Here is a 24,400-nt window from a genome sequence, read left to right as displayed (position 1 = left end):
CCGGATGCCGGTACACCGGGAGGCTTCCGCGTGCTAGATCAATTCCTCGACGCAGGTGCGGCAGGTTGCGCTGTTGCCGTCGAAGCGTGAGGGCGGCCACTTGAGGAAGCAGGTATCGCATTGGCGATCCTTCTGCGCGCGGGCGGATGTGCACCGGCAGTGACCGTTGGGGCACTGAGGGGTACGGCAGCGTGTGCAGGCCGGCTCGATGATCCGGAAGGTCTCAATGCAGGTCTCGGTCTCGCAGGTCCACCATGAGCCGAAGCGGGAGCGAGCCGTGTCCGGTCGCGGTGGCGCGAAGGGACGCCACGCGGCGTTGTCCAAGACGAGTACCGCGACTAGGTAATCCTGGTCGTACCAGGTCGCTTGTCCGTACAGGCTGTCGCTGGTGGAGCCGTTGCGGAACGCGACGAAGGTGTTGTCGCGTTCGACCGTGGCCGAGGCGTGCAGCGCTGCGGCAATCAGCGGGGTGGCGGATTGGTCAGAGCCTCTCGCAGGCGGGAGCATTCCTCGCGGCGCGGCGAAGATCGCGGTGCCGGTCGCGTCGAGCAGTGCGACGACGCCACCGCCCGTCAGGTACTCGGCGGCACGGACACAGCATGCCTCACGAGATGCCCGTGAGCTATGAAACAACTCGACGACGGCGGGTGCCGTTGGTCCTGGAACGTCGATGACGCCCCGGACGCGATCGTCAGGAAGGAGGACCCCAGCTGCGAAGGCGTCACACGCGGCGTCTTCGAATGTCTCGGAGTCCTGGTAAGCGAATAGGCGCTGCCCCAGGTCCGGATCGGTTTGCTGAAGGTGGTGGCCAAGCTCGTGGAGCCCGGTGAATCCACGGCGCCGATGTGACCGGGACGCGCCGACCACGAGGGTAGGTGGTTCTGTGTCGTCCCGGTAGCTGCCAGCAACCGAGCACCGACCACCGTCGTTTCCTTCAGGAACCAGCTCGACAACGACATCCGGCCAGTTCGCCAGCTCATCCAGGGGATTCTCCCGCAGCGCGACCAGCGCGCCGGGGTGGAGCCGCTCAACCACGGCGATCATGGCCTCGGCTTGACCAACGGCCTCTTCTGCGAACCGGCCTCGCATCACGCACCGCCTGGGCCGAGTTCCTCGTCGGACAGAAAGCGCCGAAGCCTCTCGTCCCAGTTTCGCTCCTTACCGCCAGTCTCCCGCGCAGCGAGGGCGAAAGTCCCGTAGCTTCCCGAGAGCCGGGCCTCCGCCTCACTGATGTGCTGTCGACGAGCTCGCTCGTGCCAGACGCGTCGCCATCGAGGATGCTCCGCAGTGACCACGAGGCCGAACGGCAAGGGGCGCACCGTCTGTGCGATCTCCTCCGCGGCCAAGCCAGTGACTCGCGCAATGGTGTTGACCTGTTCGGGTGTCAACGGGACCTTGCCTCTGAGAAGTTTCATTACCTCCTGTTGACGCATACCCAGCGAAGAACACAACAACGCGAGATCCATCTGATCGCCTAGGGCGTGTCCTGTAAATGATCTAGCTGCGGATGGGGTTTGATCTTGTCCGTGGTTGGTCGGGGTGAGTTGACGGATCGGGCCTGGGCGCGGATTGAGCCGCTGCTGCCGGCGGTGTCGGGGCCGGGGCGGCGGTGGCGGGATCACCGGCAGGTGATCAATGCGATTCTGTGGAAGCTTCGGACCGGCGCGCCCTGGCGTGATCTGCCCGAACGGTATGGGCCGTGGAAGACCGCCCATGAGCGGCTGCGGTTGTGGACCAAGGACGGTACCTGGCAGCGGATTCTGGACGAGGTGATCGTCAAAGACGACGCTGTCGGGGACGTGGAGTGGGTGATCAGTGTCGATTCCTCGGTGGTCCGGGCTCACCAGCATGCTGCGGGAGCCCGGAAAAAGGGGGCTGCACGCCCGCCATCGAGGCGATCGCGGTCGACGGCGAAGGACTCGGACGTTCCCGCGGCGGATTGAGCACCAAGATCCACCTCGTGGTCGAGGGACGCGGGCTGCCCATGCGGGTTGTGCTCACCCCGGGGCAGGCTGGTGACAATCCACAATTGGTGCCGCTGCTGGACGGGATCCGTGTCGCTCGCACCGGGCCTGGCCGCCCACGCCGCCGTCCCGAGGTGGTGATCGCGGACAAGGCCTATTCGCACCCCTCGACCCGCCACGCCCTGCGACAACGCCGGATCCGGTTCGTCAGCCCCGAACGCGACGACCAAATCGCCCGCCGCGCCGCGCACGGCTCACGGGGCGGACGCCCGCCCGCCTTCGACGCCGAGTTGTACAAGCAGCGCAACGTCGTCGAACGCTGCTTCAACCGGCTCAAACAGTTCCGCGACCTAGCCACCCGCTACGCCAAACGCGCCGCCTACTACCAGGCAGAACTCACCATCGCCGCCATCATCCTCTGGCTACGATGAATTGCAGGACACGACCTAGCAACGAGGCCAGGTCCGGCGTTGCCGCTCCTGGGGCCTCCGCAGGCAGCCCTGGGGCCTGCTGCAACGATTCCACGTCATCCGCAAGCTCCGCCCGGAACGACGCGACAGGATCAAGCTCCGACTCACCCCCATGACCGTGCCGCGTGCCCGCTGGCGCCGGCTCCGACCGCCCCTGCGTCGTCGCCGAGGCCCAGTGAGCAATCTCGCCGCTCCATGTGTCTATCACCCGATCCAGCACTCGGATAGGCACCGACACGGTCAGGGCAGCCCACACCGTCGCATCGACTCCGAACGCGGTGGACGAACCATCCACCACCAGACAATGACTGTCTTCAACTGGTGGATCAACCGTCACCGGCGCAGCCAAGACCTCGCGGTCCTCAACGGTCAAGACCAGCACCAGGACGCTGACCTGACCCCACCGTGCCCGCCATACCTGACCTGCGTGAATCTGCGCCTCGCCCGGTTCGCCGAATCGCTCTCGAAGGCCCGCGCCGGTTAGTGCCCGCGGCCTAGCTTGCTCAGCAAGACCAAGCAACCTCTGTGGCACGTCAGGGTCACTCATGGTGTCCTCCCGCATCACTCGACCGAGTAGGTCGCCACCAAGACCTGACGTCACAACCCGGAAGGTGTCCGGACACGCAGATGATCATTCCTCGCTTGCCGGGCCGCCACACAGCCGGATCACCTCCAGCCCGATTGCGCGCACATCGTCGCTGTCTCCGATAAGTTGCGAGAGCTTCTCCCGCAGCCGCTTCACCTGGTGATACGCCTGGGTCCGGCCGCAGTCGACCAGAGCCCGGATTGCGGGGATATCACCGAAACGACGCACGATTTCGCGCTCCTGGGGAGACAGCATCGCCACGACACTTACCGCGCTCGCCGCGAGATCGACCTCCTCCTCGATCGCGATCACCTGCTCCTCCGGAGTCAACGTTGCTCCGTCGGGAGCGTCGAACTCCACAGCGTCCGGGAGTGGGACAGTTGCCGGATCAAGAACCACCGGAAACCGAGCGACAAACACCTCGACCAACTGGGCGACCTCCAATGAACCCTCCGCTGCCGTCAGCACCGCACGTATCACCGCCGCGATGGATGCTCGGTTCGCCATCGGACGGCGGCGCGTCGTACTCGACCATTTCGGGATCTTGACATTCGGCACGGCACGAGCCGCCGCCACGAGACCGCCCACGGCACCTGACCAAGGCACTACTGCCGTGCCAGCCAGCCGCCATCGGCCTGCACCCAGTTCGCCTGAAGGTACCAGCTCGAAACCCTCCTCATCGGCCAAGACCTTCTCCACCGCGCGCCGGACAGCCCCGACAGCAGTCTGACGAGCCTGATCGATTAACCAGTAGCGGATCGACTTCCGCAGTAGCCGACCCACCGAGGCATCGTCAGTGGCCAGGGCTAGTAGGTTGGTTGTGACCTTCTCCAAACGCTCAGTGAGGAATTTCCCGACCAGATCTTCCAAGTCTGTCGGCTGCCAACCAGCCTCCGGCGTGAGCGCAGGGAACCGCGCGACTTCTTCCCGAGTCAGCTTATTGATCAACTTCAGGCACTCGCGGCCCAGATGCCCGAGGTCTCGTATCTCGTCAAACGCGGAGATGACCCGCCTCCTCAGCTCAACCCTCACCAGGCCTACCTGTGCAGCACACCCTCCACGGCCAATTGACCGTTTCTCAACGGTCACGTCGCAGGATGCAAAGCCGTTGTTATCCATCGTGACCCACTCGTTGCTCTGCGCTGCAGACGTCTCCGACGCGTTGGCAAGGCAGGGCGCGAGCCGACGTCGCGGCGAGTCCGTTAGCTACGATATTTGTGGAGGCCAGAATGTGGTGGGCCGGAAGAGGTTGCGAGGGGAGCAACGCTGTCTGTTGTCAGCGAATAGTCATCGCGTCGATGGCTGCTAGCGTGTCGTCGATGTCGGGAAGCCCGCTCGGGAGGCGCGTTATTCCGTGACCTTGTAGGTGGCGTAGATAGAGCGAGACGGAGAAGACTTCGATCCGAACTTGTACTGGCATTCCAGCGATATCACCAGGAGTCGTGGTCCTTGAAAAGAAGCTGACGCCGTCTTCCGAGATAGGCGCCCAAATCGCAAGCATCCTCCGCGGCGAGCGCATGATCTTCGCAGCGGCGTGCTCGTCTGTCCCCCACGGAGGGTCGACCGGTGGACAAAGGGGAATGCTGATCTTGTTGGTTTCGGTCCACACGTCTTGGCCAAGGTGTTCCTGCAGCAGCTCCCACGCGCGCAGGGCTGCAGCTTCGACATTTCCGACGGTGACGAATCCGCGCGAGCATGAGGACCAATGCTTGCACTCGGTCGCCATGAGTTGTTTGCCGTCCAGCCACATCCACGTGTCAAGATCCTGGGCGCCGCGTCGCGCAGAGTGGGACCGTGTACTCGCTGCTTGCGGCCAGAGGAGAAGTGTGGACCGCGTCTGGCGTCGGGTGGGCACCCCCGGCAACCGTTCGACTTTCTGGCCCTTACCGCGGAGCGCGTGTATCAAAACGTCGAGCGTGATCGTCTCGCCGAGGAACGCGCTAAGCTTGGCGGTCGAAGAGCAGTCTGCACGTTGGTCGAACCGCTGCAGTAGACCATCGATGTCCCAGGCAACCACAAGAGGTTAGTCTTGCACGTGCTCGACTCGCGAATCGCTCGGCTCCCATGACAGTCCAGCAGCCAGCTATTGCCAACTAAGACAGCAAGCAAGGACGCAGGTCAGCGAGCGCGAGATGTTCTTCCTCGTCGACAGGCGCACGCCTGGCGCCGCGGCGTCCCATGCCGAGAGGCGCGCCATGCCGCGGTCGCTGCTGCACTGAGCAGCCTCCCCGGGATCCCTACCAAGTTCGCGGCGTGCCGAAGCTGATCTTCAGAGAACTCGCCACCTATAAAAATGGCTCTCCGCCAATAAATATTCGATCAGTGTAGGGTCTCACGGGCGATGTCGTAATCTCACGGGTGATCTCGTACCGATGTCGTATACGACATCATGGTGAGAATCGCATTACGCTAAAGGAGATTCAGTTATCGCTTGTGTTGGATGCTCGCTGTTTGTCTCCGGGTGTCGACGAACTGGCCACGGGTGCTTCATTTTGCTGGCGGATTTGTCATCGGTAGATGACGCGTTCAAGCACGCGGCCATCGAAAAGAGTGAAGACGATGGCGAAACTCTTGTCGATATCGGTGGGTTCGATGCGACGTACGTCGCATCCGAGTTTGATCAGCGCGCTGAGCTTTCTGACTGCGCCTCCGTAGTTTCAGTACGGCGCGACAAAAGGCATCAACGTCAAGTTGTTCATGCATGGCTCCGGTCGCCTCGGATGCTGTCGGGAAATCCGCTCTAGCCGACCATGTGATCGCATAGCAATCGAAGCCTCCTGGACGGGCCACGTGCACCAGGCATCGGGGTACCATGATCAGGATGTCCGGTTTCAGTTCGCGAGCAGGCTGATGCATGGCCGCCAGCACTTGAGCTCGATCGGACTCCGGCAGCCGACCCAACGCGGTGTCGAGTTCGTCGGTGAACGTCGCCATGTAGGTGTCCGGCTCCAGTTCGTCAGCGGGCTCATGCATAGCCGCCAGCACGTGAGCCCGATCGGACGCCAGCAGCGGGCTCAACACACTGTCGAGTGCCTCGGCCCACGTCGCCACCTGCTGGGCCAGGTCGCGACGCGCGGGCCCCAGGTGTGGTGCGGCGGCCCTCCGCAATCGCCATTCGACCAACCAAGAAGTCATCGGCTCTCCATTGTGGCATTTCAGTGAATAGATCATACCGCCGCAGCGTCGAGCGTGCCGAACGTGTCTTGCCTGCGTTTACCCGCAGGGAGAGCTGTCACTGCCACTTGTCTCATCCCGCTGCTGGCCTTTTCTCGACCCGATTGACCCCGACGCGCCATCCGGCTGAGACTTCGCCGGCCAGCGCGCTGGGCCTGAAGGGCGAGAAGCCATATTGGGGCCAGAAATTGCACGCATTTGAGACTGATCATGATGAAATTTCGGTGTGGTAGCCGAGGAATAGGTCAAAGGCACTCGGTGGCGCCATGACAAGCCCGCGTGGCCGCGGAACTGACACGCGCCGGAGACTGATCTTGGGTGACATCGTCGTGAGACAACCGAGAAGCCGCAGGTCGCACAAGATCGACATTTCACACGTGGCGAGACCCTACAATCAGACGAGATTCACACCCGTGAAGATATGACCTCATCCTGGGTCGCACAAGAATTGAGCTCACACACGGCGGTGACGCTCGGGCTGGCTCGACACGCCCTCGGCGTACGAATTACTCAGACCAATTCTCACCTCAGATAAGCGCAACCAGGTGGTCCCGCTCCACCCACGACACGAACCCGATCCGGCCGCCCATCGTGGCCGACCAGTACCAGCCCGGGTAGTTCCGCTGGCTGCGGTACGACGGGAACGACAGCGCCGCGCGACCCAGCTCGGCCAGCACGTCCCGCATGTAGGCCCATGGCACGCGATGAAGGCCCACGGCACGCGCTGCTCGACGCCGTCCTCAGCGACGAACACCGCCTCGAACCCTTCCGCCGCGCCCGGATCATCCCACCTGTTTCTCGTGTCTCCTCGGCACCATACGGGCGATCTTGCCCCGCCACCTTCGCTGAGAATCCGCCACCTACCCCCGTTATCCTGTAGCGGATTGGGTCGTCAGTGCTAGCGGGCGAGGGTTCGCTTATAGACGGCCGCCTCGCGAGGGGCCAGCGCGGCGTAATCGACGCGCTTCAGGTCAGCGCACACTGAAGTCGCCGAAAGGCTGCCAGCGCTCGTCGGCGTGGAACACGCGCACCTGGTTGCCGGTCAGGACGTACAGCCAGGTGATCATGCCGTCGACCTTCTCATCGAGGGTGCCGATCGAGGGGGCCGTGTCGAATCCAGTGAGGTAGTAGCCGACCCCGGCGAAGGGCTGCGCCTCCCTGCTGCCGGGGGCGGAGTCCTGGGCGTCGACGTCGCCTCGTCTGGAGCGATGAAGTCCCAGTTGTGGCGCAGGATGTCCTGCGCCAAGCAGTCGAGATCGCCGTCGTAGTACTTGTGCAGGGCGACACCCAGCGCGGGCACCTGGCAGGTCGGGTAGCCGTCGCTGTGGCAAGCGGGCCCGGAACGTCCGGCCGTCCGGTTCCAGCAAGCCGATCAGGGATTTAGGGAAATGGGACATCTGTCACTCCTTGTCACTTGGTTTCGGTCGCTCGCAAGGTGGTGCGTCTCGTTGCGAGGCCGCGGGTCCTGATCGTCCCCTTTGTGTCGGTGGGAGGCCGACGGGGACAGCACCGCACTCTGCGCGGTCGTCTGGCCGAGCGAAGCGCCACGGCGCCCCGCCACTTGCGGTGAGAATCCGCGAGCCGTACCGCCACCTCACGCGAGAAACCGCCAGATCAGATGCAAGGCGACACAGCTCATCCAGAACCGGTCGGCAAGGACACGACCGCGCCGGAGTATTCGGACACGGTGACCTCGTCGTCGCCGAGCCGCAGCAGCGCAGTCCCGGACAGCGGTACGACGAGGGCGAAGAACGGGCGCGGCTCATCGGACTCGACAGTGACCTCGCCGCCATAGGTGACAGCCGAGAGGGAGATGGTCTCGCCGAAGCGGCGGCTGTTGACCCGGGCGTCCAGGCAGCTGTCCGCGTGCGGCAAATGAAGGGGGTGGCCGGTGTACGGGGACGTCAGTGTCCGGATTGCGACAGACTCTGTCCCGAATGCGAACGACGGCCCGGCCGTGCGGGAGGCACGGCCGGGCCGTCTGCGGGGATACCGGGGTGGTCAGGGAGCCGTCTTCTGCCCGGCGGTGGTCCAGTGGTGCTCGGCGCGTGCCGCTCGATGAACGCCTGGGTGAAGGTCCTAACCCACAGCGAGCCGGTGGGGAACGCGTCACGCTTGAGCAGCGGCATCGCGTCGCGCAGCACGTGTACGCCCACATCGACCACGTACTGCGGCGGGCCCGCCCAGTCGAGCCCGTAGTCCGCGGCGACCTCGGCGATGATCTGGTCGATGTCGACCTCCGCGCGGGCCGTCATGGAGTCCCTCCCCGTTTCGTGGTCTCAGCTCACCGACCGGATTCGAGAACCAGTGGTCAACTCGGATGGCGCTCGGTGCAGGACCCAGGATCCGCCGGTCCGATTGGTGAACACAATTCCTCTCTCGCGGAGCCGACCGTAGGCGGCGGCGACGAGTTTGCGGTCCCGTCCCAGCTCGCGCGCCAAGTCGCGATGCGACGGCAATTTCACGCCGACACCGAGCTGCCCATGCCACACTAGATATTCGATACGCTTGGCGAGGTTGACGGCTCCGGTTCAGTCGTCGCCGGTCCACCATCGGCCGAGGAGTACCACCAGCTCGGCGGCGGTGAGGCATGATCCGGATGGCAAATGTGCCCCACCCGCTACCGATACCCGCCAGATGGAGGTCACCGCGCTGCGCTGGCGCGTTTGGCTCATGCGCGGCGCTTATCGATCCGACGATAGAAGGTTGCGCTCGGGATACCGGATGAATCTATGATTACTCCAGGTGGAATCTGTTCTCGAAGAGCCGATTCGACCTCTTTCCACCGTTCGTTCTGTGCCTGGTCGAGCTTGGCTTCTTCCTCGCTGAGCCGCTGTTTCAGGCTGTCGACCTTGCTAACCAGCGCCGTAACTTGCGCGCGTGAGCTCTTCAGTCGGGCGATGATCGCCTTCTGCTCTTCGGTGAAGGCTTTCGGCTCCGCCTCGGGAGGCTTGAGTGCAGCCTGTATCGCGTCCAGCCGCTCAGCGATGTCGCTGGCCCGTTCCTTGTCAGACAGCTCACCCCAGCGATCTCCGAACTCGTGCCTCGACCACGCCTTTGCCAGTTTCTCAGGGGTGTTGCCCGCCACCTCGGTACCGTCAGACGCAGTTACCGTCAGGTAACTACCCATCCGCTTCTTGTGCCGACTGACCTGGGCTTCCACCTCGTCCCCTCCGACGCTGCGCACGTGACCGGCGTCAATACCGTACAGTGCCGGCCAACGGGCCAAGAAGATCCCTGGAGGTGCGAACGGGCACCGTACTCTACGATGGCCCGGTCGGGCGGTTTTGCCTGGTCAACGAGTCATGGCCGACCTATCTGCGGGTTCCGCTCCCCCTGCGCGAGCAGCCCTGTCGGCAGGTACACCTCGTCGCCAACGAGGATCGCCCCGCACTCGCACAGTTGAGCGTTCTGCGGTTCGTGCGCGGTTGGCTGGTCGTGGTTACACCACGGCTCTGTGCCATGTGGCGGAAAGATCCTCGCGAGCAGCTGCGTGATTCGCAGCTTGGCGTCGTCCGCCACGCGCCACAGCCGCCATCGCTGGTCGTAGTCGGCAACCTGGGTTGCCTTGTAGTAGGCCGTTCGCTGGAGGTCGAGCTGCTGGTGAATCTGCGGCAGCACGTCCGACGGGTTCATCGGTTCCCGTCGCCAGTAGGGGTACTCGGAGCGGTCACATGCCCAGCCCTGGTTTAGTTCATCGCGGGGATTGTCCGCGCTCCAGAACTCGCACGTGACGACGTCGCCGTCTTTGGCGGCATCACGTTTCGCGCCTTTGTCCCGCGCCTTCTTGGACGCGTAGTAGGTGACCTGGTATTTGGCGGCCTCGCCGCGGATGGTGCGGTAAGGACGTGGCGGGGGTGTGGGAAGCGTCGTACTGTTCATCGCTATTCCTTGTTGTGTGGAGGCCGGCCAGAGCCGTCTGGAACTGATCCGGTTCGTCATGTACCGGCGTACTTGCACTGGACGATCTCGCCGTTGTGTTCACCGGTGCATGTGACATCGGTGAGGGTCCGGTCCTTGACCCTCAACTTGCGGCGTACGGTCCGCTCCAGGTCGTCGATCGTCGACCCTTCCAACGCTTCGTGGTGTTGGCTGGGTTCTGCGAACATTGGGTGGTCTGGGAATGCCGCGGTCCACATGCGAAGGTACAAACCGGCGGCTGGTGAACTCAGCGGGGCGCGGAGGCTCATGTCGCAGCAGAGGCAGCACACCTCGGCGGCCGTGCCCGGTCGCGTGTCCGCGCCCGTGACCAGACGTTCCAAGATCTCCTGGCAGTGCGATCGGTACACGAACTCCGTTGCCATGAGCTTGTGTGTCGGATTGAGAAGAGGAAAGCTGTGGTATAGAATGTCACGCTCTGAGGGGTGCCGCTCCATCGCTTGCTGTATCTCGTCTTCGGCCCACTCGATTTGCCGCGAGACGCCTTCCAGAGCGCGGGTTACGTCGAGCCAAAGGTCCAGCACCATATCGTTGTTGGTTGTTTCGGGCATGAGGAGACCGCTTTCGTTCTTCCAGATTTCGTGGATTGGTTTGCTCATCAGCGCCAGCGCGGTATCTCTCGTGCTCTGCTCAGCGCTGTAGCGAGTGCGGGCTCGGTCCCGAGGGCCTGCGCCGGATGGCAGTTACGCGGCGGGTGAACTCGCGCGGAGCTCGGTCAGGCAGCGGCGGCGCGCGCCTCGGGGTACGGGCCGATGGTGAGGTCGATGGTCGTGCGGGTCCGTTCGCCAGCGGGTGCGGCCGAGGCGGATCGCGTACCGGTGTTTCCGGGGGTGTCGCTGGCAGCGAGCTCCGATCGGGCGCAGCGCCGTCGCGAGCTATTGCGTCGGATCGTCATCAGGACGAGGTGGCGGGGCGCCCAGCGCGACCAATCAGTCCACCAGCCGTTACCTCCGCGCTCGCCACTGGCGACCTTCGTCTGCGCGCGGGCGGAAGCGTGCGGGTTTGCAGATTTCTTGAGCCTCATGCGCGACGAATTAGGGGTCCTAACACAATGAGTGGGCTTTGAGGCGGCGCCAGCAGATGATGGCGCAGCCGAGGGTGAGGAAGGCTTCGTGGAGGTCGTCGCGGATCTCCCATCGGATGCGCAGGCGCCGGAACCAGTGCAGCAGGGCGAACGCGCCCTCGACGACCCACCGGTACACGCCGAGGCCAGAGCCGTGTTCCTCGCCGCGGCGGGCGATGACTGGCGTGATTCCCTCGGCACGGACGAGTTTGCGGTACTTGTCGTGGTCGTAGGCGCGGTCGGCGTAGATCCGTCGTGGTCGTCGGCGGGGCCGTCCACGACGGCCCCGCACCGGCGGGATCGCCTGGATCAACGGCATCAGCTGGGTGACGTCGTGCCGGTTCCCACCGGTCAGAGTGGCTGCCAAGGGGATGCCGGTACCGTCGGTGATCACGTGGTGCTTGGACCCAGTGCGGGCTCGGTCTACCGGGCTGGGACCGGTTTTCGGCCCCCTTTTAACGCCCTTACATGCGATCCATCGACCGCCGCCCGTGACCAATCCAGCCGGTTCGCCGCGTGCAACTCCGCCAGCAGTACCTCGTGCAGCCGCTGCCATACCCCGGCCTCGGTCCAGTCCCGCAGCCGGCGCCAGCACGTCATGCCCGACCCATAGCCCAGCTCCTGCGGCAGGAACTCCCACGGAATCGCGGTATAGAGCACGAACATGATCCCGCACAACGCCTTGCGGTCGTCCAACCGCTTACGCCCCGGATGTCGAAACCGACGCTCCACCTGCGGCAACAACGGCTCGATCCGTTCCCACAGACCGTCGTCGACCTCCCACGGACGCCGCTGCCCCACCCAGCCCACCTCTCACCGAAGACCAACAAGACACGGCATCAAACCACACCCAAGGTCATTATGTTAGGACCCCTTAGTGGCCGCTGACTTCCATGAGGTCGATGGCAGCCGAGGCGAGGAGTTCGATCAGTGGTGCCGCTGACTCGGGCAGCACCGTCTTGTGCTCCGTGAAGAGCCGCGCGAGCACGATCACGCACCCCACGCGCTCGAAGTCGGACGGGATGATCACGCGGCTGGCTCCGAGCTGCTGGAGCACGAAGCTGGCGGTGGAAAGCCAGAGCAAGGCCAGGTCGTCATCACGGATGAGGCTGTGTCCGTTCAGCGGCCCGCTGTCAGGGTCAGTCATGGTGCGTTCTCCGAATCGTGGAAAGGGGACGGCATCGTCAGAAACAGGGCCAGCGCAGCGGGCTCACCGCGAGTGCGTGTCCCTGAGCCAGTTCGCTGGAAGCGCCTGCCCTGCGCGCATGGCGATGTCGAAGTCGAGCAGTGCGCGTGCCATTTCGGTGGCATTGTCAAGGCGGGCTTGCTGGGCGCGCGCCGCACGGTGGCGCGCCGCCGGGGTTGTGGGCGGCGGAGTTCGGCGGTCGCGGTCTGCGGCCGCGCGTTCGAAGCGGGCGCACGTGATCGCGCGCCGGTAGGGGTCGTAGCTGTGTGATGTCATCGGTCCCATTCCCCTCGGTCGAGGTGGTCGAGAAAGGTGTGTTCGGCGGAGGTGACGGCACTGGGCCAGCTCTCGCCGTGGGATTCGTGGTGTTGCACGGTGTCGGCCAGCGCTTGGGCGCGGGGCGAGAGCTGCCACCCGAGGGTGTGAAAGAGGTCGACGGCTCGGGTTTCTCCCAGGCGCGAGGCATCGACTGCGTTCACGTGGAGATCGGCAGCAGCGTGCCCCAGAAGCGTGGTCGGATACCCGTCGATGAACAGCGGAGTGTCGTAGGGCAGCCAACCCGGCAGGGGCGTCATCTCCGGCGGGTGCCGGTCGGCGACGTGGCGCAGTACGGCAAGGAGTGCAAAGTCGCCGAGTCTGCAGTCCTCCGCGGTGTCGTCGAGTTGATGCGCCAGGCGTGTGGCGGTCTCGACGGCATCACCCCAGGTCCAGGTCTCTTCGAATTCCTGGGAGAACTGGGCGAGGCGGATTGCTTTCTCGGTGAGTGTGAAACCGAATCCCGGGTAGGCGACCTCGGCTCCCTCGACGTTCAGGGTGCTGAGGCCTACCGTGTCCGCGGTGATGCCGAGGCCGTGGAGCACGTGGCCGTGCAAGTCGGCCGGTCCTCCGCCCTCGGTGAAGTAGGAGGGCAACAGGTCGTCGGTGTACCGACGGGTTCGCCGTTGCGGACCCGTCTGGTTGACGACGTGGCGCAACCGGCCGTATAGCTCGGCGCAGCCCAGGGTTCGCGTGGTCATGTGACGATCTCCCTTCGGCTCAACGTAGGTAGGCGCACACGTAGAGGTAGCCGCCGCTGCCGTTGGTGTTGGCTTTGATCACGACGGCGTGGTCTTCGTACAAGGTGACGTCGCCCCCACGGCGGATGTCGATGTCGCCCGCGCGCAACAGCTCGCTGGCGCGCTCCCGCCAGGCGTGACCGACGTGGTGCTGCAGGTGGAACAGCAACTCATCGGCGCGCGGACCGGCGAGGTCCGTGCGATCCGGGGGCACATCGACAAACCCGTCCTGCGCGACGATGGCACGGCATCCCCACGCGGTGTCGGTACCGTCCGGGAGCCCACGGTTGTATCCGAATTTGAGCATGACGAATCTCCTTTTCGCATACGGATGAATGAAGTGACGCGACCAATGTGAGGACGGCTCCCGGCACGCGCTCCCATGGCGCGTGCCGGGGCCGTCCCGGTAAGACCGCGTGGTCGTCGCGGTCGCCGTTAGCGGATTGCGTCGATGATGTGGTCGGCAGTGGTGATCAAGGTGGCCGTGCCAGTACGGATGAGGTCGTGGCAGCCCTTCGACATCGCCGAGCTGATCGGCCCTGGCACGGCCATCACCGGCTTGTCCAGCGCGGCTGCCGCTGCGGCGGTGTTGCGGGCTCCGCTGCGCACACCCGCCTCAACCACAACGGTTCCCGCCGTCAACGCGGCGAGCAACCGGTTGCGAACCAACAGCCTGTGCCGGGCGGGCGGCGTGCCCGGCGGGTACTCACTCACAACCGCCCCGCGTTCAGCAGCGCGGTTGAGCAGGCCGACGTGACCCGCCGGATACCCGGCGTCGAGCGCGCACCCGAGCACCGCGACCGTGACCCCGCCCGCGGCGAGGGACCCTCTGTGCGCCGCACCGTCGATTCCGTAGGCTGCGCCGGAAAAGACCGCGACACCGTGGCCCGCCAGCGCGTAGGCCAGCTCACCGGCGGTGTGCTCGCCGTACTCGGTGGCGGCGCGGGAGCCGACGATGGCGACGGCCTGCTCGGCGGCCTCGTTCAGCCGCGCGGGCCCGCGCACCCACAGGGCGATCGGCGCGGCCATGCCCTCGGCGCCCCAGCGTTCGGCCCGGTCGAGAGAGTCGAGCGGTCCGGTGGGCCACTCGTCATCTTCGGGGATCACCAGGCGGGCGCCAAGCCGCTCGGCCTCGTCCAGGTCCCGGTCGGCCAGGGTAAGTTCGCGTCGTACGCCGGTCTCGCGTGCGACGGGTTCCGGGACGTCGCCCCGCCGGACCTGCTCGGCGGCCGTGGCCGGACCGTGTTGGGCGACGAACTCCGCCAAGGCCGGAGCCGGTGGTTCCGCGACGCGGAGCAGGTACGCCCGTGCCCGTCGAATCTCGTCGTTCATGAGGACTCCTCAAGTTGCGTCAATCATGTGTCAGGGCGCGGTAAGGGACAGGAATATGTGGCGGGTCGCGCAGACCCCAGTTCCGGGGGACCGGGGAATCGCACCGGTGAAAGTTCGCAGCGGCGTCGCTAGGCAATCTCGATGTTGTCGATCCGGCGTGTGTGCTCGGCCTCGTCGTCCTCGATCAAGCACATGGCCTCGTCAAGCACGTGCGCGTGTTCCTTGATCAGATCGATGAGGCGCTCTACAGATGCCGACTCCACGAGTTCCTGGAGTCGGCACGCTTCGATCCATGCCGTACGTGGCAACCGCTGCTCGGCGGCGGGCTCCACACTGAACAGTCGACGTGCTTGCTTCGTGGTGGTCATCTCGAACTGCTGCATGAAAGTCCACGAGATGCGCAGACGTTCCTCGGACACGAGTCCTCCTGGAGCAAAGAAAACGGCGGGGGCGCTGGATCGCGCACCACGCTGAGATGATGGGCAACAGGGCTATCGCTGGCCCTGGGATTCGGTGAGGTAGTAGCCACGGCCAGACTCAATCGCGGCATCGATGTCGACGCCGAGACCGTCGGCGAGGTGGTGCAAATCTCCAATCAGGTCGGCGATCAAGGTCTGGAAGTCTTCTGACTCGCCGCGCACCGCCTTGGAGTACTCGACAAGCGCGGCACCCGCCGAGCCCGCCTTTCGGATGTTGTCGAACATGGCCAGGTTGAGTTCGTGCACCGAGTCGACGTCAATCCGCCGTACTCGGCAGTCGCCGGTGTACAAAGTGTGTCTCCTCGAATCCGATCGATTTGATTGCTGGTTCCGTCATCTGTGCTGCGGCAGGACGGTGTTGTCCATTCCGCTCGTCGCGTCCTGGTCAGCGGTGGCGAATGATCCGTTCGAGATGCCCCAGATCGGTGACCGGCCCCGCCCCGTAGCGGACGTGGGCGGGCTCGTCATCAACGCCCCAGACGTTGAGCCGAAAGTCGGGGTCACCGGGGCGATGCCATTCCGCGCTTGTGCCTCGGCCGTTGGCTCGGTGTATCCCGCGTTCGTCGCACCGGTCGACGCTGCGTGGCTCGCCCCAACCAGCGGCGCGCAGGTACTCAGCAACCTGGGTGAAGTTGGCGTCGAATGGCACGCGGTCGGCCGCGCAGCGACTCCTCGCGCCCTCACCACCGCGCAACGTTCCGTCCGGTGACGAGGTGATCACAGCGTGAACCTCGGTCGTGTCGTGCAGGCGGCCCCGTCCGCTGGCGTGCGCATAGGCCAGCGCGTAGGGACCGGTGAACCACAACGTCAGGGTCTGCGTTCCCCGGCTCCAGCCGCGCCGGTAGCCGCGATTCTCTGTGCGCAATTCCGTGATAGGGATCGGGGGCAGGATGCCATCGAGCTCGTGATCGGGGCGTGCGATCCAGCCGTGGGCCTCGAGATCAGCCAGGATCGTTGGGTAGGCCATGTCGCTCTCGCGGGCGCGGGCGTAGCCGGCCGCCGCGCGCGCCATGGTGTCAGCCATGCGGGCCATGCGCTCGGTGACGTAGCGCAATCCGTCTGGGGGATACGGCGAGCAGCGGCACAGCGTGTGCGCGTCGGTGGTGAGGTCCGATATCTGGCAGCGCAGCTCCTCCGCATAGCGTGCCATTTCCGCTAAGCTGGCGGCTTGCAACTTGGCGAGTCCCCCGGCCGCATCGGCGCGAGCGCGTTCGCGGTCGGCGTGGGTACGCGCGGCCGTGACCGGGTCGTGGTCGGTGTGTCTACTCATCGGGATGTCAGCCTTTCTGCGAAAGACGCCTGCGCGGTGCGCGGAGTCGGTGGAAATGAGGGAGGCCTGCGCGATGACCCGCGATGCATGGGCCGCCGTATTTGGACCCGTGAGTGGTTTAGGTCTGGTCGTCCCAGCCCATCCGGGACGTGTAGGCGGCGAGTGCCTGCGCGGCCTCGTGCGGGGAGTCGAAGGTCGGCTGATCCTCCGCATGAAGGTCGGGGCGGATGGAGCCGCCCGCAAGATCGTGAGCGACGTAACGCTCGTTTAGTCCGACCAGGACTCGGCGTACGGTGCCGATGCGCAGGCCGTTGACAGTGATCGGCCACGCGTGCGTGAACGCGTACCGCGCCGGTTCCGGGGCCATCGCGCGGTGATACTCGGGCCAGCGGTAGGCCGCCACCAGTTGATCACCGTCACATCGATCACCCGGTCCCCGGCCTCCACGATCGCGGTGACAGCCTGCTCGGCGGCCGTGGCACCGATGAGGTCGGCCAGCCGGAAATAGGCCTCCCGTGCGGCGTTGATGCGCGCCAGGATCGGGGCGGCATCCCGGCGCAGGGTGGCCGCGTCCATTTCCCCGATGGCCCGGTTACGGGCCTCGTAGGCGTCGCGGTCGGTCATCCCCGGTATCCATTCGGGGGCGAGCGCGTCGATGCATTCGTGGCACGCTGCGCACCGGTAGATACTGGGGCGGGACACCATAATCGAGATGCCCCAGCCGATGCGATCACAGCCGCGAGTGCCGCACTCGTGCCCGAGGGTGCCTTTACTCATCGCGTGTTTACCTTTCTCGAATCGAGCGCGCCACACAGCGCGCGAACGGCAGGGTTTGCGTGTCGTGGGTGCGGCTAGCCGTGGTCGTCACGGGATGCCGGGCAGTCGCCAGGTGATGGGCCGAATGCGCAGTGCCTGGGTGGCGGCGTAGGACGCGGCGAGGTTGCCGTGGTCGGTGATGACGGCATAGGTGGCCAGCCATACGGCGAACCACGGTTCAGCTGGCGCGCCTTGGCGGGCAGCCGAATCCGACGGCGGCACTATGGTCGTGTCCACCATTAGCGGCGTGGATCGGTAGTGGTCACGGCGTCCACCGACCATCGGGCAAGCCGCGATGGTGTAGGTGGCACACTGGGGATGCAGCGCCGGTTCGTTGGTGCATCGCCGTGGCAGATCGGACAGCCGCATGAGTAGGACCAACCGGTCTTCCAGGGGGCGCCCGCACACGCCGCACAACCGGCGCAGCAGCGCTTGCCCCATACGATCGCGGTCTACGGAGCCGAAGAGGTATCGCCGGTCTGCGGTACGTGGTGTGATCCACGGGACGACGAGACCACCGACGGTCGGCAGATGGGCCAGCCATGCCGGGATCGGAGGCACGGTGATGTCGGTCATGATGTTGTTCCTGTTCGTCGTCGGTGCCCGTGCGCCCGGTACTCGGACGTCGCGTGCCCGCCAACGACCGGTTCCTGGCGCGGTCGTCGGCGGGCACGCGAGGGGTCGGGTTATGCCGCTTGGTGGTCGGCGTGGTCGTTAGCGCGGCCGAGGATGTGGTCAGTGGCACGGTGAGCCGCAGTGGCGGCGACCACGACGGCGCGCACGTCTTCGCGGATCGTGGTGATCCACGACGACAAATAGGCGGCGGAGTTGTCGGCAGTGGTTTCGATCCCGGACTCGGCAGCCAGGAACGCGGCCGTCATCTCCGCGATGAGTTCCTCGCGCCCATAGGGATGGGAGCCGAAGTCGTAGCCGATCGGTCGGTCGAGCCTGCTGGGGTGTGCCGTGGAGTGCCCCAATTCGTGGAACAGGGTCGCGTAGTACCCGTCGAGGCAGGTGAAGGTGGCGCGTGGCGGGATCTTGATCCGGTCGAGCGCGGGCTGGTAGCAGGCTTTGCGGCCAGCCTCGACGATCTCGGGCCGGTCCTTGTAGCCCGCGACGATGGCCTCGGCGGCGGCGTGCCGCTCGTCGGCGGTGTGCACGCGCGGCGCGACGACCGACACGGGTGCGTCGATCCCTTCAACCTGTTCGAGATTCCAGACGTGGTAGTAGCGGGCGATCGGGATGAGGATCTTCTCGCCGGTCTCGGGATCTTCCCGTTCGATCTTCTTGAAGAAGATCAGAGTGGTGCCGGGCTCTCCCTCGCGTCTGCGGCCGCCTCGTCGGCGGATCTCTTTGCGCGTGAGCCAGTAGGGTGAAATGTGGTCGCCAGCCAGGGTGAGGAACACGTTAATGCCTCGGTAGCGGTGGCCGTGGATCGAGCGCGGCCAGCTGGTGGCGGCGTGCCACGGTTGGCGCCACGGTGCGGTTCCCGCTTCCAGCATGGCGACGATCCGGTCGGTGATGACCTGATAGACGGCGTTGCTCACGGCGCAGTCACCTCCCCGGTGCACGTGGTGTCGCAGAGAGGCCGCGCGGCAACGTCGTCGGCGAGGTCGTCGGCGAGGTGGTGCAGGTAGGGGAAGTCGGGTGGGTCGTTGTCGTAGCAGTCCCACATGCTTGCGTCGTGGCCGTCGGGTGCGGACCCGATCACGCCGTAGACGCAACCTTCGGCCCATTGCCGGTAGGTGTCCAGTTCGGCCCGCAGGGTGGCCGCCGGGTCCGGCAGCTGTTCGCGCGTCGCGTCGGGCGCGGTGATCACGCCGAGGACGCGGCCGCTCGACGTGGCGTCGTCCCAGCAATCGATGGCGACGGCGTCGAGGTAGGCGCGGGCACAACGTTCCACGAGCGCCAGGTCGCCGCAGCGTCGCCAGGCCCTCGGTAGCGCCTCGGCGAGTGGGTTGGGTTCGTCCGGCTGGAGGTAGTCGTCGGAGAGCTGGACCAAAGTCGCGACGGTGTGCCACTCGCGGGGCGACTCGACGTGCTCGTCGAGAACGATGCGGGCGGTCATGCCGTTGGCGAGCGTCCAGGTGTCAACGGTGTACACGACGCTCACCTCCGGACGGGTCGTCGAGCTGCCAGCCGCCGGGGTCAGGCCGGTCGTCCATGCGGCGGGCGCCGACAGCGTAGAAAGGCATGATGATCTCCTTGGTGGGAAAGGGAAGTGGACTGAATTCCAGAGAATTTGGCCCCCTTCGGAGAAGGAAGGACAAATTTTGGTGAGCGGGAGCTACTGCTCACCGTCGGCGGCAACCGCCCCGGGGTCGCAGAAGGGGCCGCTGGCCAGAGGGTGGAGGCGATCTGGGGGCACGCCCGTGTCCAAGGCGTGCCTCAGCAGACCGGCGAGCACGTGGTCCGGGTTGGCGTCCAGCGCCACCTCGAGTGCGATCGTGGCGGTCGCCCCGTCGCCCTGCATGTACGCGGCGAACCCGGCCAGGACGGCAGGCTCGGCCCGTTCCGGCGCGGGCGTCATCCGTGTCAACGCCCGCCACAAGTTCATTGCCGCATGCGCCAGCGGCGATGTCGACGGCAGCGCGGTCGCGAGGCACGCGTCCCGCACCCCGGGGTCAGTCAACGCGTACGCCAGCGCGGCAACGTCCTCGTCGGACAGGGTGAGCTGCCCGGTCAGAGACCTGTGCAGCGCGGCGCGGACGATGCCGGCCTGCCATTCGAGCGATGGCTGCGGGCGACCCACCAGTCCGTCCAGGAGCGCCGCCCGCCGCCCGATCGCTTCCTCGTCGTCCGACCGGAACGACTCCTCGATCTGCTCGCGGCTGCCCCTCGTCACGCCGCTAGCGACGGCCAACGTTGCCGCCGCCACGGTGGCCTTCGGATCGGGTAGGACGCCGTGCCACGCGGCGTTGCATATGTGCTGCCAGCGGGCACCTGCAGCGAACTCTGAGACGTGGTACGCGTGTTCGAGCATGATCCCTCGTACCGCCAGCTGCTCGACGAGGTGGTCGACGAGGTCACGATGCGGGGTGTCGTCGACGATCACCGCGACAGCCTCGTCGATGGCTTCGTCGACTCCGGCAACTTCCAGGCCATGGGCGAGCTGTTGCGCGAACGAGACGCTGTTCTGGGTCGGCGGCAGGTCCGCACGCATGGTCACGCCGAGCCGGTTCTCGTGGAGCGCGATGAGCACCACCGAGTTGGCCGGGGCGAACCCGACAAGCGTCGGGATGGACGCCAGCAGGTCGCCCGCATTGTTAGTGCGGACCGTTGTCTTCGTCATTTTTGGTTGTCCTTCCCCTGCGCCTCACCGGTATCGGTGCGCGGTGTCGGTTGAAAAGAGGGCAGCCTGCGCGACGACCTGCGATGCGATGGCCGCCGCATTTGGCCCCGTGAGACAAATATGTCAATGTGTCGTGCAAGAAAGGGGCGCCGCATCCTCGGAATGCGGCGCCCCTGAAAGTACAAACGAAGCCCTCCCGTGGGGTAGGCGGATTTACCCCTTGGCGCCTGCCGCCGTCGAGCCTCGTCGCACGAGGATCAGCGCTTCTGGTTCAGCCTCGATGCGAATTGTCGGAGCGTCGTCGTCGCGCCGATCACTGATATACACCGCGACGTTCCCGGGAAGGACGACCGCACAGATATACCAGGTCAGACCGCCGTCGACTGAGAACTCATCGCCGTCTACGAGGTCCTTGACCTTGATAAGGTCAGCCGGTTTCTCGGCTGGGACATCGTCCGGCGTCGCGGTCACCCTTGCCAGCTCGTCACGCGGCACGTCGTCGGAACTCATTTGCGACTCCTTTCCGGACAGCCTCCCCACTCGGGGAAGTCAGCACCTCAATCAACGTTGCCCGCCGCAGTCGCCATCCGGCGACGCTCTGACGCAAGCGTCAGAAGATAAAGGTTCGTGATGTATGGCGAGACAATCGCCATACGTAGTACCTGCCGTGGCCCGTGCGCTGTATATGGTCGGCGTCCCAGGCATGTTCGTCGGAGCCATCAGAAGGGTCCGTGCGTACCATCGGCGACCGCTCACCACAGCTTCGGCACTCAATAATAGAGAAGGACACGACCGACTCGTCGGCGCCGATCTCGTCGGGAAATTCAGGAAGGTTAGGTGTCGACATTTATGTACCTAATCGCGCTCAATCTCTTCAACGGAGGTGTCGTAGTTGTCGATCTCGACGTCGCTGTCGTCGCTTCTCACGTTGATAGCGCTATGCACCCACTCGTGCGCGACGTCCTCGTTTGGCGCGTCGCGAACCGTAAAGGTCACCTCGACACGGCACCTGCCGCTGAACACAAGTTCGTAGGGCGCGAGATCCAGCTCCGCCAAGGCATCTTCGGTTCCCTGGCGGCACCAGCCTCCCCGCTCATGTCGATCGATGATCCGCTGGCGCACGTCATCACGGAACGCCTCCAACTCTTGCCGAGTACGCGCCAGTTTCTTGAGTAGCTGGTCCCGGCGCTGGTCTTCTGTCAGCGAGAAAAGTTCGGGTTCAACGGTCGTCACGACGATACTCCCTTGACAGTCCGTAGGTACTGGCGAAAGGTCGCTAGAGTCACGTTGTGCCGCCCTATGGCCTTTCCATGTTCGAATAGCCGCATTCGAAGCACCTCTCGGCGCAGGTTCTTCACATATGCCCGCAGACGTTCAGCTTCATGCCGGTCGGCGAGCTGCGCTCGCGTGAGCGCGCGATCAGCCTTTGCGCTCAACTCTGATGCTGTTTTGCCCATTGGTTCACTCCGACACCGGGTGGATTCAACTGGCCAGCGCAACACCGGGTAGATTGCTGTCTGGTTGCGAGAGTAGCCGATCGAGCGCCTCGGCTGGGCTGCGCCAGCCAAGGCGTTTGCGGGGCCGGTTGTTGAGTTCGGCCGCGACGAACTCGAGGTAGTCCGGGTGGTAGCCGGACAGGTCGGTGAACTTCGGAAAGTACTGCCGAAGAAGGCCATTCGTGTTCTCGTTGGTGCCGCGCTGCCAGGGCGAGTGCGGGTCGCAGAAATAGATCTCCAGGTCGGTCGCCGCGGCGATCTGGATGTGGTTGGCCATCTCCTGCCCCTGGTCCCAGGTCAACGTCCGGCGCAGCGTCCCCGGCAGCCTGGACATTGTCGTCGTCATCGCTTCTTGGACGTCGAGGGCCTTGTGCGTGTGCGGCAAATGCAACAACATGACGAACCCGGTTGCTCGTTCGACGAGCGTGCCGATAGCGGAGCCGTTTCCGGCCCCGGTGATGAGATCTCCCTCCCAGTGCCCCGGTACTGCTCGGTCCTCGACTTCGACAGGCCGTTCGCTGATCGAGACCGCACCAGCATGTCGGCTGCGGCGTTGGTCGGGCTTGCGCTGAGGCTTGCGCAGTGCGCGACCGGTCCGCAAGCATTGCGCCAGTTCACGTTTCAGCGCGCCCCGCCCTTGAATGTAGAGCGACTGGTAGATCGTTTCGTGGGACACGCGCATCTCCGGATCGTCAGGGAAGTCGATCAGTAACCGCTGACTGATCTGCTCGGGACTGTGCTTGAGCACCAGCTGTCGCTCAACATAGGCGCGCAACCGGGTATCACGACGAAGCAACGCGATCTTGGGACGACGAGCACGCTTGTCAGCCAGTGCTTGAGCGACACTTGCCCGGTAACCGGTCTTCGGCCGACGAGTACCACGGGTCAGCTCGCGGCTGACGGTCGAGGGCGATCTACCGATCGCCCTCGCAATAGCTCGAACGCCCTCGCCGGCCGCTCGGCGACAGGCGATCTCCTCCCGGTCGGCGAACGACAGGCGAGCGGGGCGGCCAGAGGGTTCACACCATGGTGGCGGCATCACCCCGCCAGCCTCACGGAACCACCGCCAGCCCACCGTCTTCGACACGCCGACCGCCGCGGCAGCGATGTCGATGATCTCGCCTCTACGGATCCACTCCCAGAACGAGCGCTGAACCTCGACTGATATCGCAGGACGCCCCAACACAAAACCCCTCGTCATGACGGGTGTTGCACTGACTCCCTGAACCTAAGCCGTCTGGCGAATCGAAAAGTATTCGACCTCTATGGCTGACTCCCCGGCCGAGAAGGACATTCCGGCAACGGTGCGTGCCACCTCATCCGCCGCCTGATGCCACGCCCCGATCGCTGAGGACACTATGCGCCGCGCCTCGTCGGGATCCGCAACTCCCCGCACCGTCACCGGCCAGGAAACCTTGACCCACCCGTAGGCCTCGTCCTCGATCTCGAACGGCTCCAGCCCTAATTCCTCAAGCTCCTCATTGGCTGCTTCGAAATTGAGGTCACGGTCAAGGTATGCCTTGATCACGCGATCGCGAACCCGAGACTTGTACTTGGCCAACTCTCGTTCTGCGGCCTCAACCTGGAGCGTCAGGTCCTCCGTTGTTACGTCGCTGGACGTCATCTGCCTTTCCCTTCGTGTTTAGAGGACTCGGGGTATGCCCGAGTGGACCGGTTCCAACGGTGGTGTCCGTGCGCGTCTCCTCGACGCGCAACGGACACCACCGTTGGAACCGCTCGCCTGCTCAGTGGCTAGTGGCTAAGCGCAACTGACGATTACGCGGTGGCCGATCCTTCGTACGCGTCCACAGGGCAGAAGATCACACCCATCCGCGCAGCCACGTAGTCGGCGGCGTCGGTGACGGTGGTGAAGCGGCGGCGGTAGGCGGATTGCGTCAGCACGTGCCCGAAGTCGCTACAGTCAATGGCCCATCCGCCACGTGCAGCGCGGTTCACCGCGACAATGCAGGTGCCGTCATCGGCAAAGACGGCCGCACTGTCGGCGTCCTGCTCGCCATACGTGTCGTCCCGCATGATGAAGCCACCGTGCGCGTAGTGAATTTCAACGTCCACCCTTGGCATCGCAGGTTTGCTTTCTAGCGTCGACATTGTTGTTTCCTCGCTCCCACAGCTATCCCGAACGTGTTGTAGACCGGAACATGTCCTCAGCGACAGATTTCGCCGAACGGCCCTCGGTCGGCCGCTCGTGCCCAAACAACCAATCCTTTGTGCCCGGGGTCTTGAAATAGAGCCGGACCGATTCGACACCATTAAGGGA

At 65.0% G+C, this 24,400-nt stretch carries 28 protein-coding genes and 2 pseudogenes; 1 reads left to right on the top strand and 29 read right to left on the bottom strand.

Annotated features, from left to right (window positions below):
- Nucleotides 1-33: 33 nt before the first annotated feature.
- Nucleotides 34-1,044: an ImmA/IrrE family metallo-endopeptidase gene (locus ACFSZT_RS16075; RefSeq protein ID WP_377390418.1), complete on the bottom strand. Its 1,011-nt coding sequence runs from the start codon at nucleotides 1,042-1,044 to the stop codon at nucleotides 34-36.
- Between the two features lie 482 nt (nucleotides 1,045-1,526).
- Here ACFSZT_RS16075 and ACFSZT_RS16070 point away from each other — a divergent pair.
- Nucleotides 1,527-2,395, top strand: a protein-coding gene (locus ACFSZT_RS16070; protein WP_377478175.1) for an IS5 family transposase whose coding sequence is annotated in 2 segments (ribosomal slippage) — nucleotides 1,527-1,892 and nucleotides 1,895-2,395 — 867 coding nt in all. Because the reading frame shifts where the segments join, the coding sequence is not laid out codon by codon here.
- A 670-nt stretch (nucleotides 2,396-3,065) separates the two neighbouring features.
- On the opposite strand, the gene ACFSZT_RS16065 is transcribed toward ACFSZT_RS16070, so the two are convergent.
- The 28 genes and pseudogenes from ACFSZT_RS16065 to ACFSZT_RS15930 form a co-directional block, all read right to left on the bottom strand.
- Nucleotides 3,066-4,052, bottom strand: coding sequence for a hypothetical protein (locus ACFSZT_RS16065; RefSeq protein WP_377396373.1), 987 nt, complete (start codon nucleotides 4,050-4,052; stop codon nucleotides 3,066-3,068).
- Nucleotides 4,053-4,296: 244 nt separating this feature from the next.
- The gene (locus ACFSZT_RS16060) at nucleotides 4,297-4,770 is read right to left on the bottom strand and encodes a hypothetical protein (RefSeq protein ID WP_377396376.1); all 474 of its coding nucleotides are present in this window, start codon (nucleotides 4,768-4,770) and stop codon (nucleotides 4,297-4,299) included.
- Between the two features lie 776 nt (nucleotides 4,771-5,546).
- Nucleotides 5,547-6,191 (bottom strand): hypothetical protein, encoded by a 645-nt coding sequence (locus ACFSZT_RS16055; RefSeq protein WP_377396379.1) that lies wholly within the window; start codon nucleotides 6,189-6,191, stop codon nucleotides 5,547-5,549.
- Nucleotides 6,192-6,721: 530 nt separating this feature from the next.
- Nucleotides 6,722-6,880: a hypothetical protein gene (locus tag ACFSZT_RS16050; protein ID WP_377396382.1), complete on the bottom strand. Its 159-nt coding sequence runs from the start codon at nucleotides 6,878-6,880 to the stop codon at nucleotides 6,722-6,724.
- Nucleotides 6,881-7,829: 949 nt separating this feature from the next.
- Nucleotides 7,830-8,102, bottom strand: a complete 273-nt coding sequence (locus ACFSZT_RS16045) for an AraC-like ligand-binding domain-containing protein (protein ID WP_377478399.1) — start codon at nucleotides 8,100-8,102, stop codon at nucleotides 7,830-7,832.
- The gene (locus tag ACFSZT_RS16040) at nucleotides 8,099-8,449 is read right to left on the bottom strand and encodes a hypothetical protein (RefSeq protein ID WP_377478292.1); all 351 of its coding nucleotides are present in this window, start codon (nucleotides 8,447-8,449) and stop codon (nucleotides 8,099-8,101) included. The genes ACFSZT_RS16045 and ACFSZT_RS16040 overlap by 4 nt, the downstream gene beginning before the upstream one ends.
- Before the next feature lie 24 nt (nucleotides 8,450-8,473).
- Nucleotides 8,474-8,701: pseudogene (locus ACFSZT_RS16035) on the bottom strand (GntR family transcriptional regulator); the annotation flags it as partial.
- A gap of 164 nt (nucleotides 8,702-8,865) precedes the next feature.
- On the bottom strand, nucleotides 8,866-9,357 hold the full coding sequence (locus ACFSZT_RS16030; RefSeq protein WP_377396390.1) for a hypothetical protein: 492 nt from the start codon (nucleotides 9,355-9,357) through the stop codon (nucleotides 8,866-8,868).
- Nucleotides 9,358-9,497: 140 nt separating this feature from the next.
- Nucleotides 9,498-10,076, bottom strand: coding sequence for a hypothetical protein (locus ACFSZT_RS16025; protein WP_377396393.1), 579 nt, complete (start codon nucleotides 10,074-10,076; stop codon nucleotides 9,498-9,500).
- Nucleotides 10,077-10,132: 56 nt separating this feature from the next.
- On the bottom strand, nucleotides 10,133-10,732 hold the full coding sequence (locus ACFSZT_RS16020; protein WP_377396396.1) for a hypothetical protein: 600 nt from the start codon (nucleotides 10,730-10,732) through the stop codon (nucleotides 10,133-10,135).
- Between the two features lie 444 nt (nucleotides 10,733-11,176).
- Nucleotides 11,177-11,997 (bottom strand): IS5 family transposase gene (locus tag ACFSZT_RS16015; RefSeq protein WP_377478172.1). Its coding sequence is split into 2 segments (ribosomal slippage): nucleotides 11,177-11,643 and nucleotides 11,643-11,997, totalling 822 coding nucleotides; the frame shifts between segments, so codons are not numbered across the junction.
- A 73-nt stretch (nucleotides 11,998-12,070) separates the two neighbouring features.
- Complete coding sequence (locus ACFSZT_RS16010; RefSeq protein ID WP_112282564.1) at nucleotides 12,071-12,343, bottom strand: hypothetical protein; 273 nt, start codon at nucleotides 12,341-12,343, stop codon at nucleotides 12,071-12,073.
- A gap of 311 nt (nucleotides 12,344-12,654) precedes the next feature.
- Entirely contained in the window at nucleotides 12,655-13,398 is a 744-nt protein-coding gene (locus ACFSZT_RS16005; RefSeq protein WP_377393668.1) for a hypothetical protein, read from the bottom strand.
- Nucleotides 13,399-13,417: 19 nt separating this feature from the next.
- Nucleotides 13,418-13,744 carry a hypothetical protein gene (locus tag ACFSZT_RS16000; protein WP_112282562.1) on the bottom strand — a complete coding sequence of 109 codons (327 nt, stop codon included), beginning with the start codon at nucleotides 13,742-13,744 and terminating at the stop codon, nucleotides 13,418-13,420.
- Between the two features lie 134 nt (nucleotides 13,745-13,878).
- Nucleotides 13,879-14,769: pseudogene (dprA, locus tag ACFSZT_RS15995) on the bottom strand (DNA-processing protein DprA); the annotation flags it as partial.
- Nucleotides 14,770-14,897: 128 nt separating this feature from the next.
- Nucleotides 14,898-15,188 (bottom strand): hypothetical protein, encoded by a 291-nt coding sequence (locus ACFSZT_RS15990; RefSeq protein WP_377393671.1) that lies wholly within the window; start codon nucleotides 15,186-15,188, stop codon nucleotides 14,898-14,900.
- 72 nt (nucleotides 15,189-15,260) lie between these two features.
- Nucleotides 15,261-15,539: a hypothetical protein gene (locus ACFSZT_RS15985; protein WP_112282559.1), complete on the bottom strand. Its 279-nt coding sequence runs from the start codon at nucleotides 15,537-15,539 to the stop codon at nucleotides 15,261-15,263.
- A gap of 94 nt (nucleotides 15,540-15,633) precedes the next feature.
- Nucleotides 15,634-16,518, bottom strand: coding sequence for a hypothetical protein (locus tag ACFSZT_RS15980; RefSeq protein ID WP_377393674.1), 885 nt, complete (start codon nucleotides 16,516-16,518; stop codon nucleotides 15,634-15,636).
- Between the two features lie 267 nt (nucleotides 16,519-16,785).
- Entirely contained in the window at nucleotides 16,786-17,295 is a 510-nt protein-coding gene (locus ACFSZT_RS15975) for a hypothetical protein (protein ID WP_377393677.1), read from the bottom strand.
- An 87-nt stretch (nucleotides 17,296-17,382) separates the two neighbouring features.
- The gene (locus ACFSZT_RS15970; protein ID WP_112282556.1) at nucleotides 17,383-17,910 is read right to left on the bottom strand and encodes a hypothetical protein; all 528 of its coding nucleotides are present in this window, start codon (nucleotides 17,908-17,910) and stop codon (nucleotides 17,383-17,385) included.
- Nucleotides 17,911-18,020: 110 nt separating this feature from the next.
- The gene (locus ACFSZT_RS15965) at nucleotides 18,021-18,881 is read right to left on the bottom strand and encodes an ArdC family protein (RefSeq protein WP_377393681.1); all 861 of its coding nucleotides are present in this window, start codon (nucleotides 18,879-18,881) and stop codon (nucleotides 18,021-18,023) included.
- Complete coding sequence (locus ACFSZT_RS15960) at nucleotides 18,878-19,438, bottom strand: hypothetical protein (RefSeq protein WP_377393684.1); 561 nt, start codon at nucleotides 19,436-19,438, stop codon at nucleotides 18,878-18,880. Before ACFSZT_RS15960 ends, ACFSZT_RS15965 begins: the two co-directional genes overlap by 4 nt.
- 183 nt (nucleotides 19,439-19,621) lie before the next feature.
- Nucleotides 19,622-20,626 carry a DUF4192 domain-containing protein gene (locus ACFSZT_RS15955; protein ID WP_377393687.1) on the bottom strand — a complete coding sequence of 335 codons (1,005 nt, stop codon included), beginning with the start codon at nucleotides 20,624-20,626 and terminating at the stop codon, nucleotides 19,622-19,624.
- 213 nt (nucleotides 20,627-20,839) lie between these two features.
- Nucleotides 20,840-21,136 (bottom strand): hypothetical protein, encoded by a 297-nt coding sequence (locus tag ACFSZT_RS15950; protein WP_377393690.1) that lies wholly within the window; start codon nucleotides 21,134-21,136, stop codon nucleotides 20,840-20,842.
- Between the two features lie 345 nt (nucleotides 21,137-21,481).
- The gene (locus tag ACFSZT_RS15945) at nucleotides 21,482-21,859 is read right to left on the bottom strand and encodes a hypothetical protein (protein WP_112282552.1); all 378 of its coding nucleotides are present in this window, start codon (nucleotides 21,857-21,859) and stop codon (nucleotides 21,482-21,484) included.
- Between the two features lie 249 nt (nucleotides 21,860-22,108).
- Complete coding sequence (locus tag ACFSZT_RS15940) at nucleotides 22,109-23,323, bottom strand: IS30 family transposase (protein ID WP_377478261.1); 1,215 nt, start codon at nucleotides 23,321-23,323, stop codon at nucleotides 22,109-22,111.
- A gap of 27 nt (nucleotides 23,324-23,350) precedes the next feature.
- A complete protein-coding gene (locus ACFSZT_RS15935; RefSeq protein WP_377394650.1) occupies nucleotides 23,351-23,746 on the bottom strand; it encodes a hypothetical protein in 396 nt (131 codons plus the stop codon).
- A 152-nt stretch (nucleotides 23,747-23,898) separates the two neighbouring features.
- Nucleotides 23,899-24,195, bottom strand: a complete 297-nt coding sequence (locus ACFSZT_RS15930; RefSeq protein WP_377394649.1) for a hypothetical protein — start codon at nucleotides 24,193-24,195, stop codon at nucleotides 23,899-23,901.
- Nucleotides 24,196-24,400: the final 205 nt, after the last annotated feature.

Source organism: Prauserella oleivorans (genome assembly GCF_042685745.1).
In the GTDB taxonomy this organism is placed as follows: domain Bacteria; phylum Actinomycetota; class Actinomycetes; order Mycobacteriales; family Pseudonocardiaceae; genus Prauserella_A; species Prauserella_A oleivorans.
The sequence above is the reverse complement of the archived record's forward strand: the minus strand, read 5'-3'. Positions and strand labels throughout refer to the sequence as shown.

Bases quoted from the DNA above. Each gene is read 5' to 3' on its own strand.
- ACFSZT_RS16075 (WP_377390418.1), bottom strand. From the start codon at position 1,044: ATGATCGCCGTGGTTGAGCGGCTCCACCCCGGCGCGCTGGTCGCGCTG.
- ACFSZT_RS16060 (WP_377396376.1), bottom strand. From the start codon at position 4,770: ATGTGGCTGGACGGCAAACAACTCATGGCGACCGAGTGCAAGCATTGG.
- ACFSZT_RS16055 (WP_377396379.1), bottom strand. From the start codon at position 6,191: ATGATCTATTCACTGAAATGCCACAATGGAGAGCCGATGACTTCTTGG.
- ACFSZT_RS16050 (WP_377396382.1), bottom strand. From the start codon at position 6,880: ATGCGGGACGTGCTGGCCGAGCTGGGTCGCGCGGCGCTGTCGTTCCCG.
- ACFSZT_RS16040 (WP_377478292.1), bottom strand. From the start codon at position 8,449: ATGACGGCCCGCGCGGAGGTCGACATCGACCAGATCATCGCCGAGGTC.
- ACFSZT_RS16025 (WP_377396393.1), bottom strand. From the start codon at position 10,076: ATGAACAGTACGACGCTTCCCACACCCCCGCCACGTCCTTACCGCACC.
- ACFSZT_RS16020 (WP_377396396.1), bottom strand. From the start codon at position 10,732: ATGAGCAAACCAATCCACGAAATCTGGAAGAACGAAAGCGGTCTCCTC.
- ACFSZT_RS16010 (WP_112282564.1), bottom strand. From the start codon at position 12,343: ATGACTGACCCTGACAGCGGGCCGCTGAACGGACACAGCCTCATCCGT.
- ACFSZT_RS16005 (WP_377393668.1), bottom strand. From the start codon at position 13,398: ATGACCACGCGAACCCTGGGCTGCGCCGAGCTATACGGCCGGTTGCGC.
- ACFSZT_RS16000 (WP_112282562.1), bottom strand. From the start codon at position 13,744: ATGCTCAAATTCGGATACAACCGTGGGCTCCCGGACGGTACCGACACC.
- ACFSZT_RS15980 (WP_377393674.1), bottom strand. From the start codon at position 16,518: ATGAGTAGACACACCGACCACGACCCGGTCACGGCCGCGCGTACCCAC.
- ACFSZT_RS15975 (WP_377393677.1), bottom strand. From the start codon at position 17,295: ATGAGTAAAGGCACCCTCGGGCACGAGTGCGGCACTCGCGGCTGTGAT.
- ACFSZT_RS15970 (WP_112282556.1), bottom strand. From the start codon at position 17,910: ATGACCGACATCACCGTGCCTCCGATCCCGGCATGGCTGGCCCATCTG.
- ACFSZT_RS15955 (WP_377393687.1), bottom strand. From the start codon at position 20,626: ATGACGAAGACAACGGTCCGCACTAACAATGCGGGCGACCTGCTGGCG.
- ACFSZT_RS15950 (WP_377393690.1), bottom strand. From the start codon at position 21,136: ATGAGTTCCGACGACGTGCCGCGTGACGAGCTGGCAAGGGTGACCGCG.
- ACFSZT_RS15940 (WP_377478261.1), bottom strand. From the start codon at position 23,323: ATGACGAGGGGTTTTGTGTTGGGGCGTCCTGCGATATCAGTCGAGGTT.
- ACFSZT_RS15935 (WP_377394650.1), bottom strand. From the start codon at position 23,746: ATGACGTCCAGCGACGTAACAACGGAGGACCTGACGCTCCAGGTTGAG.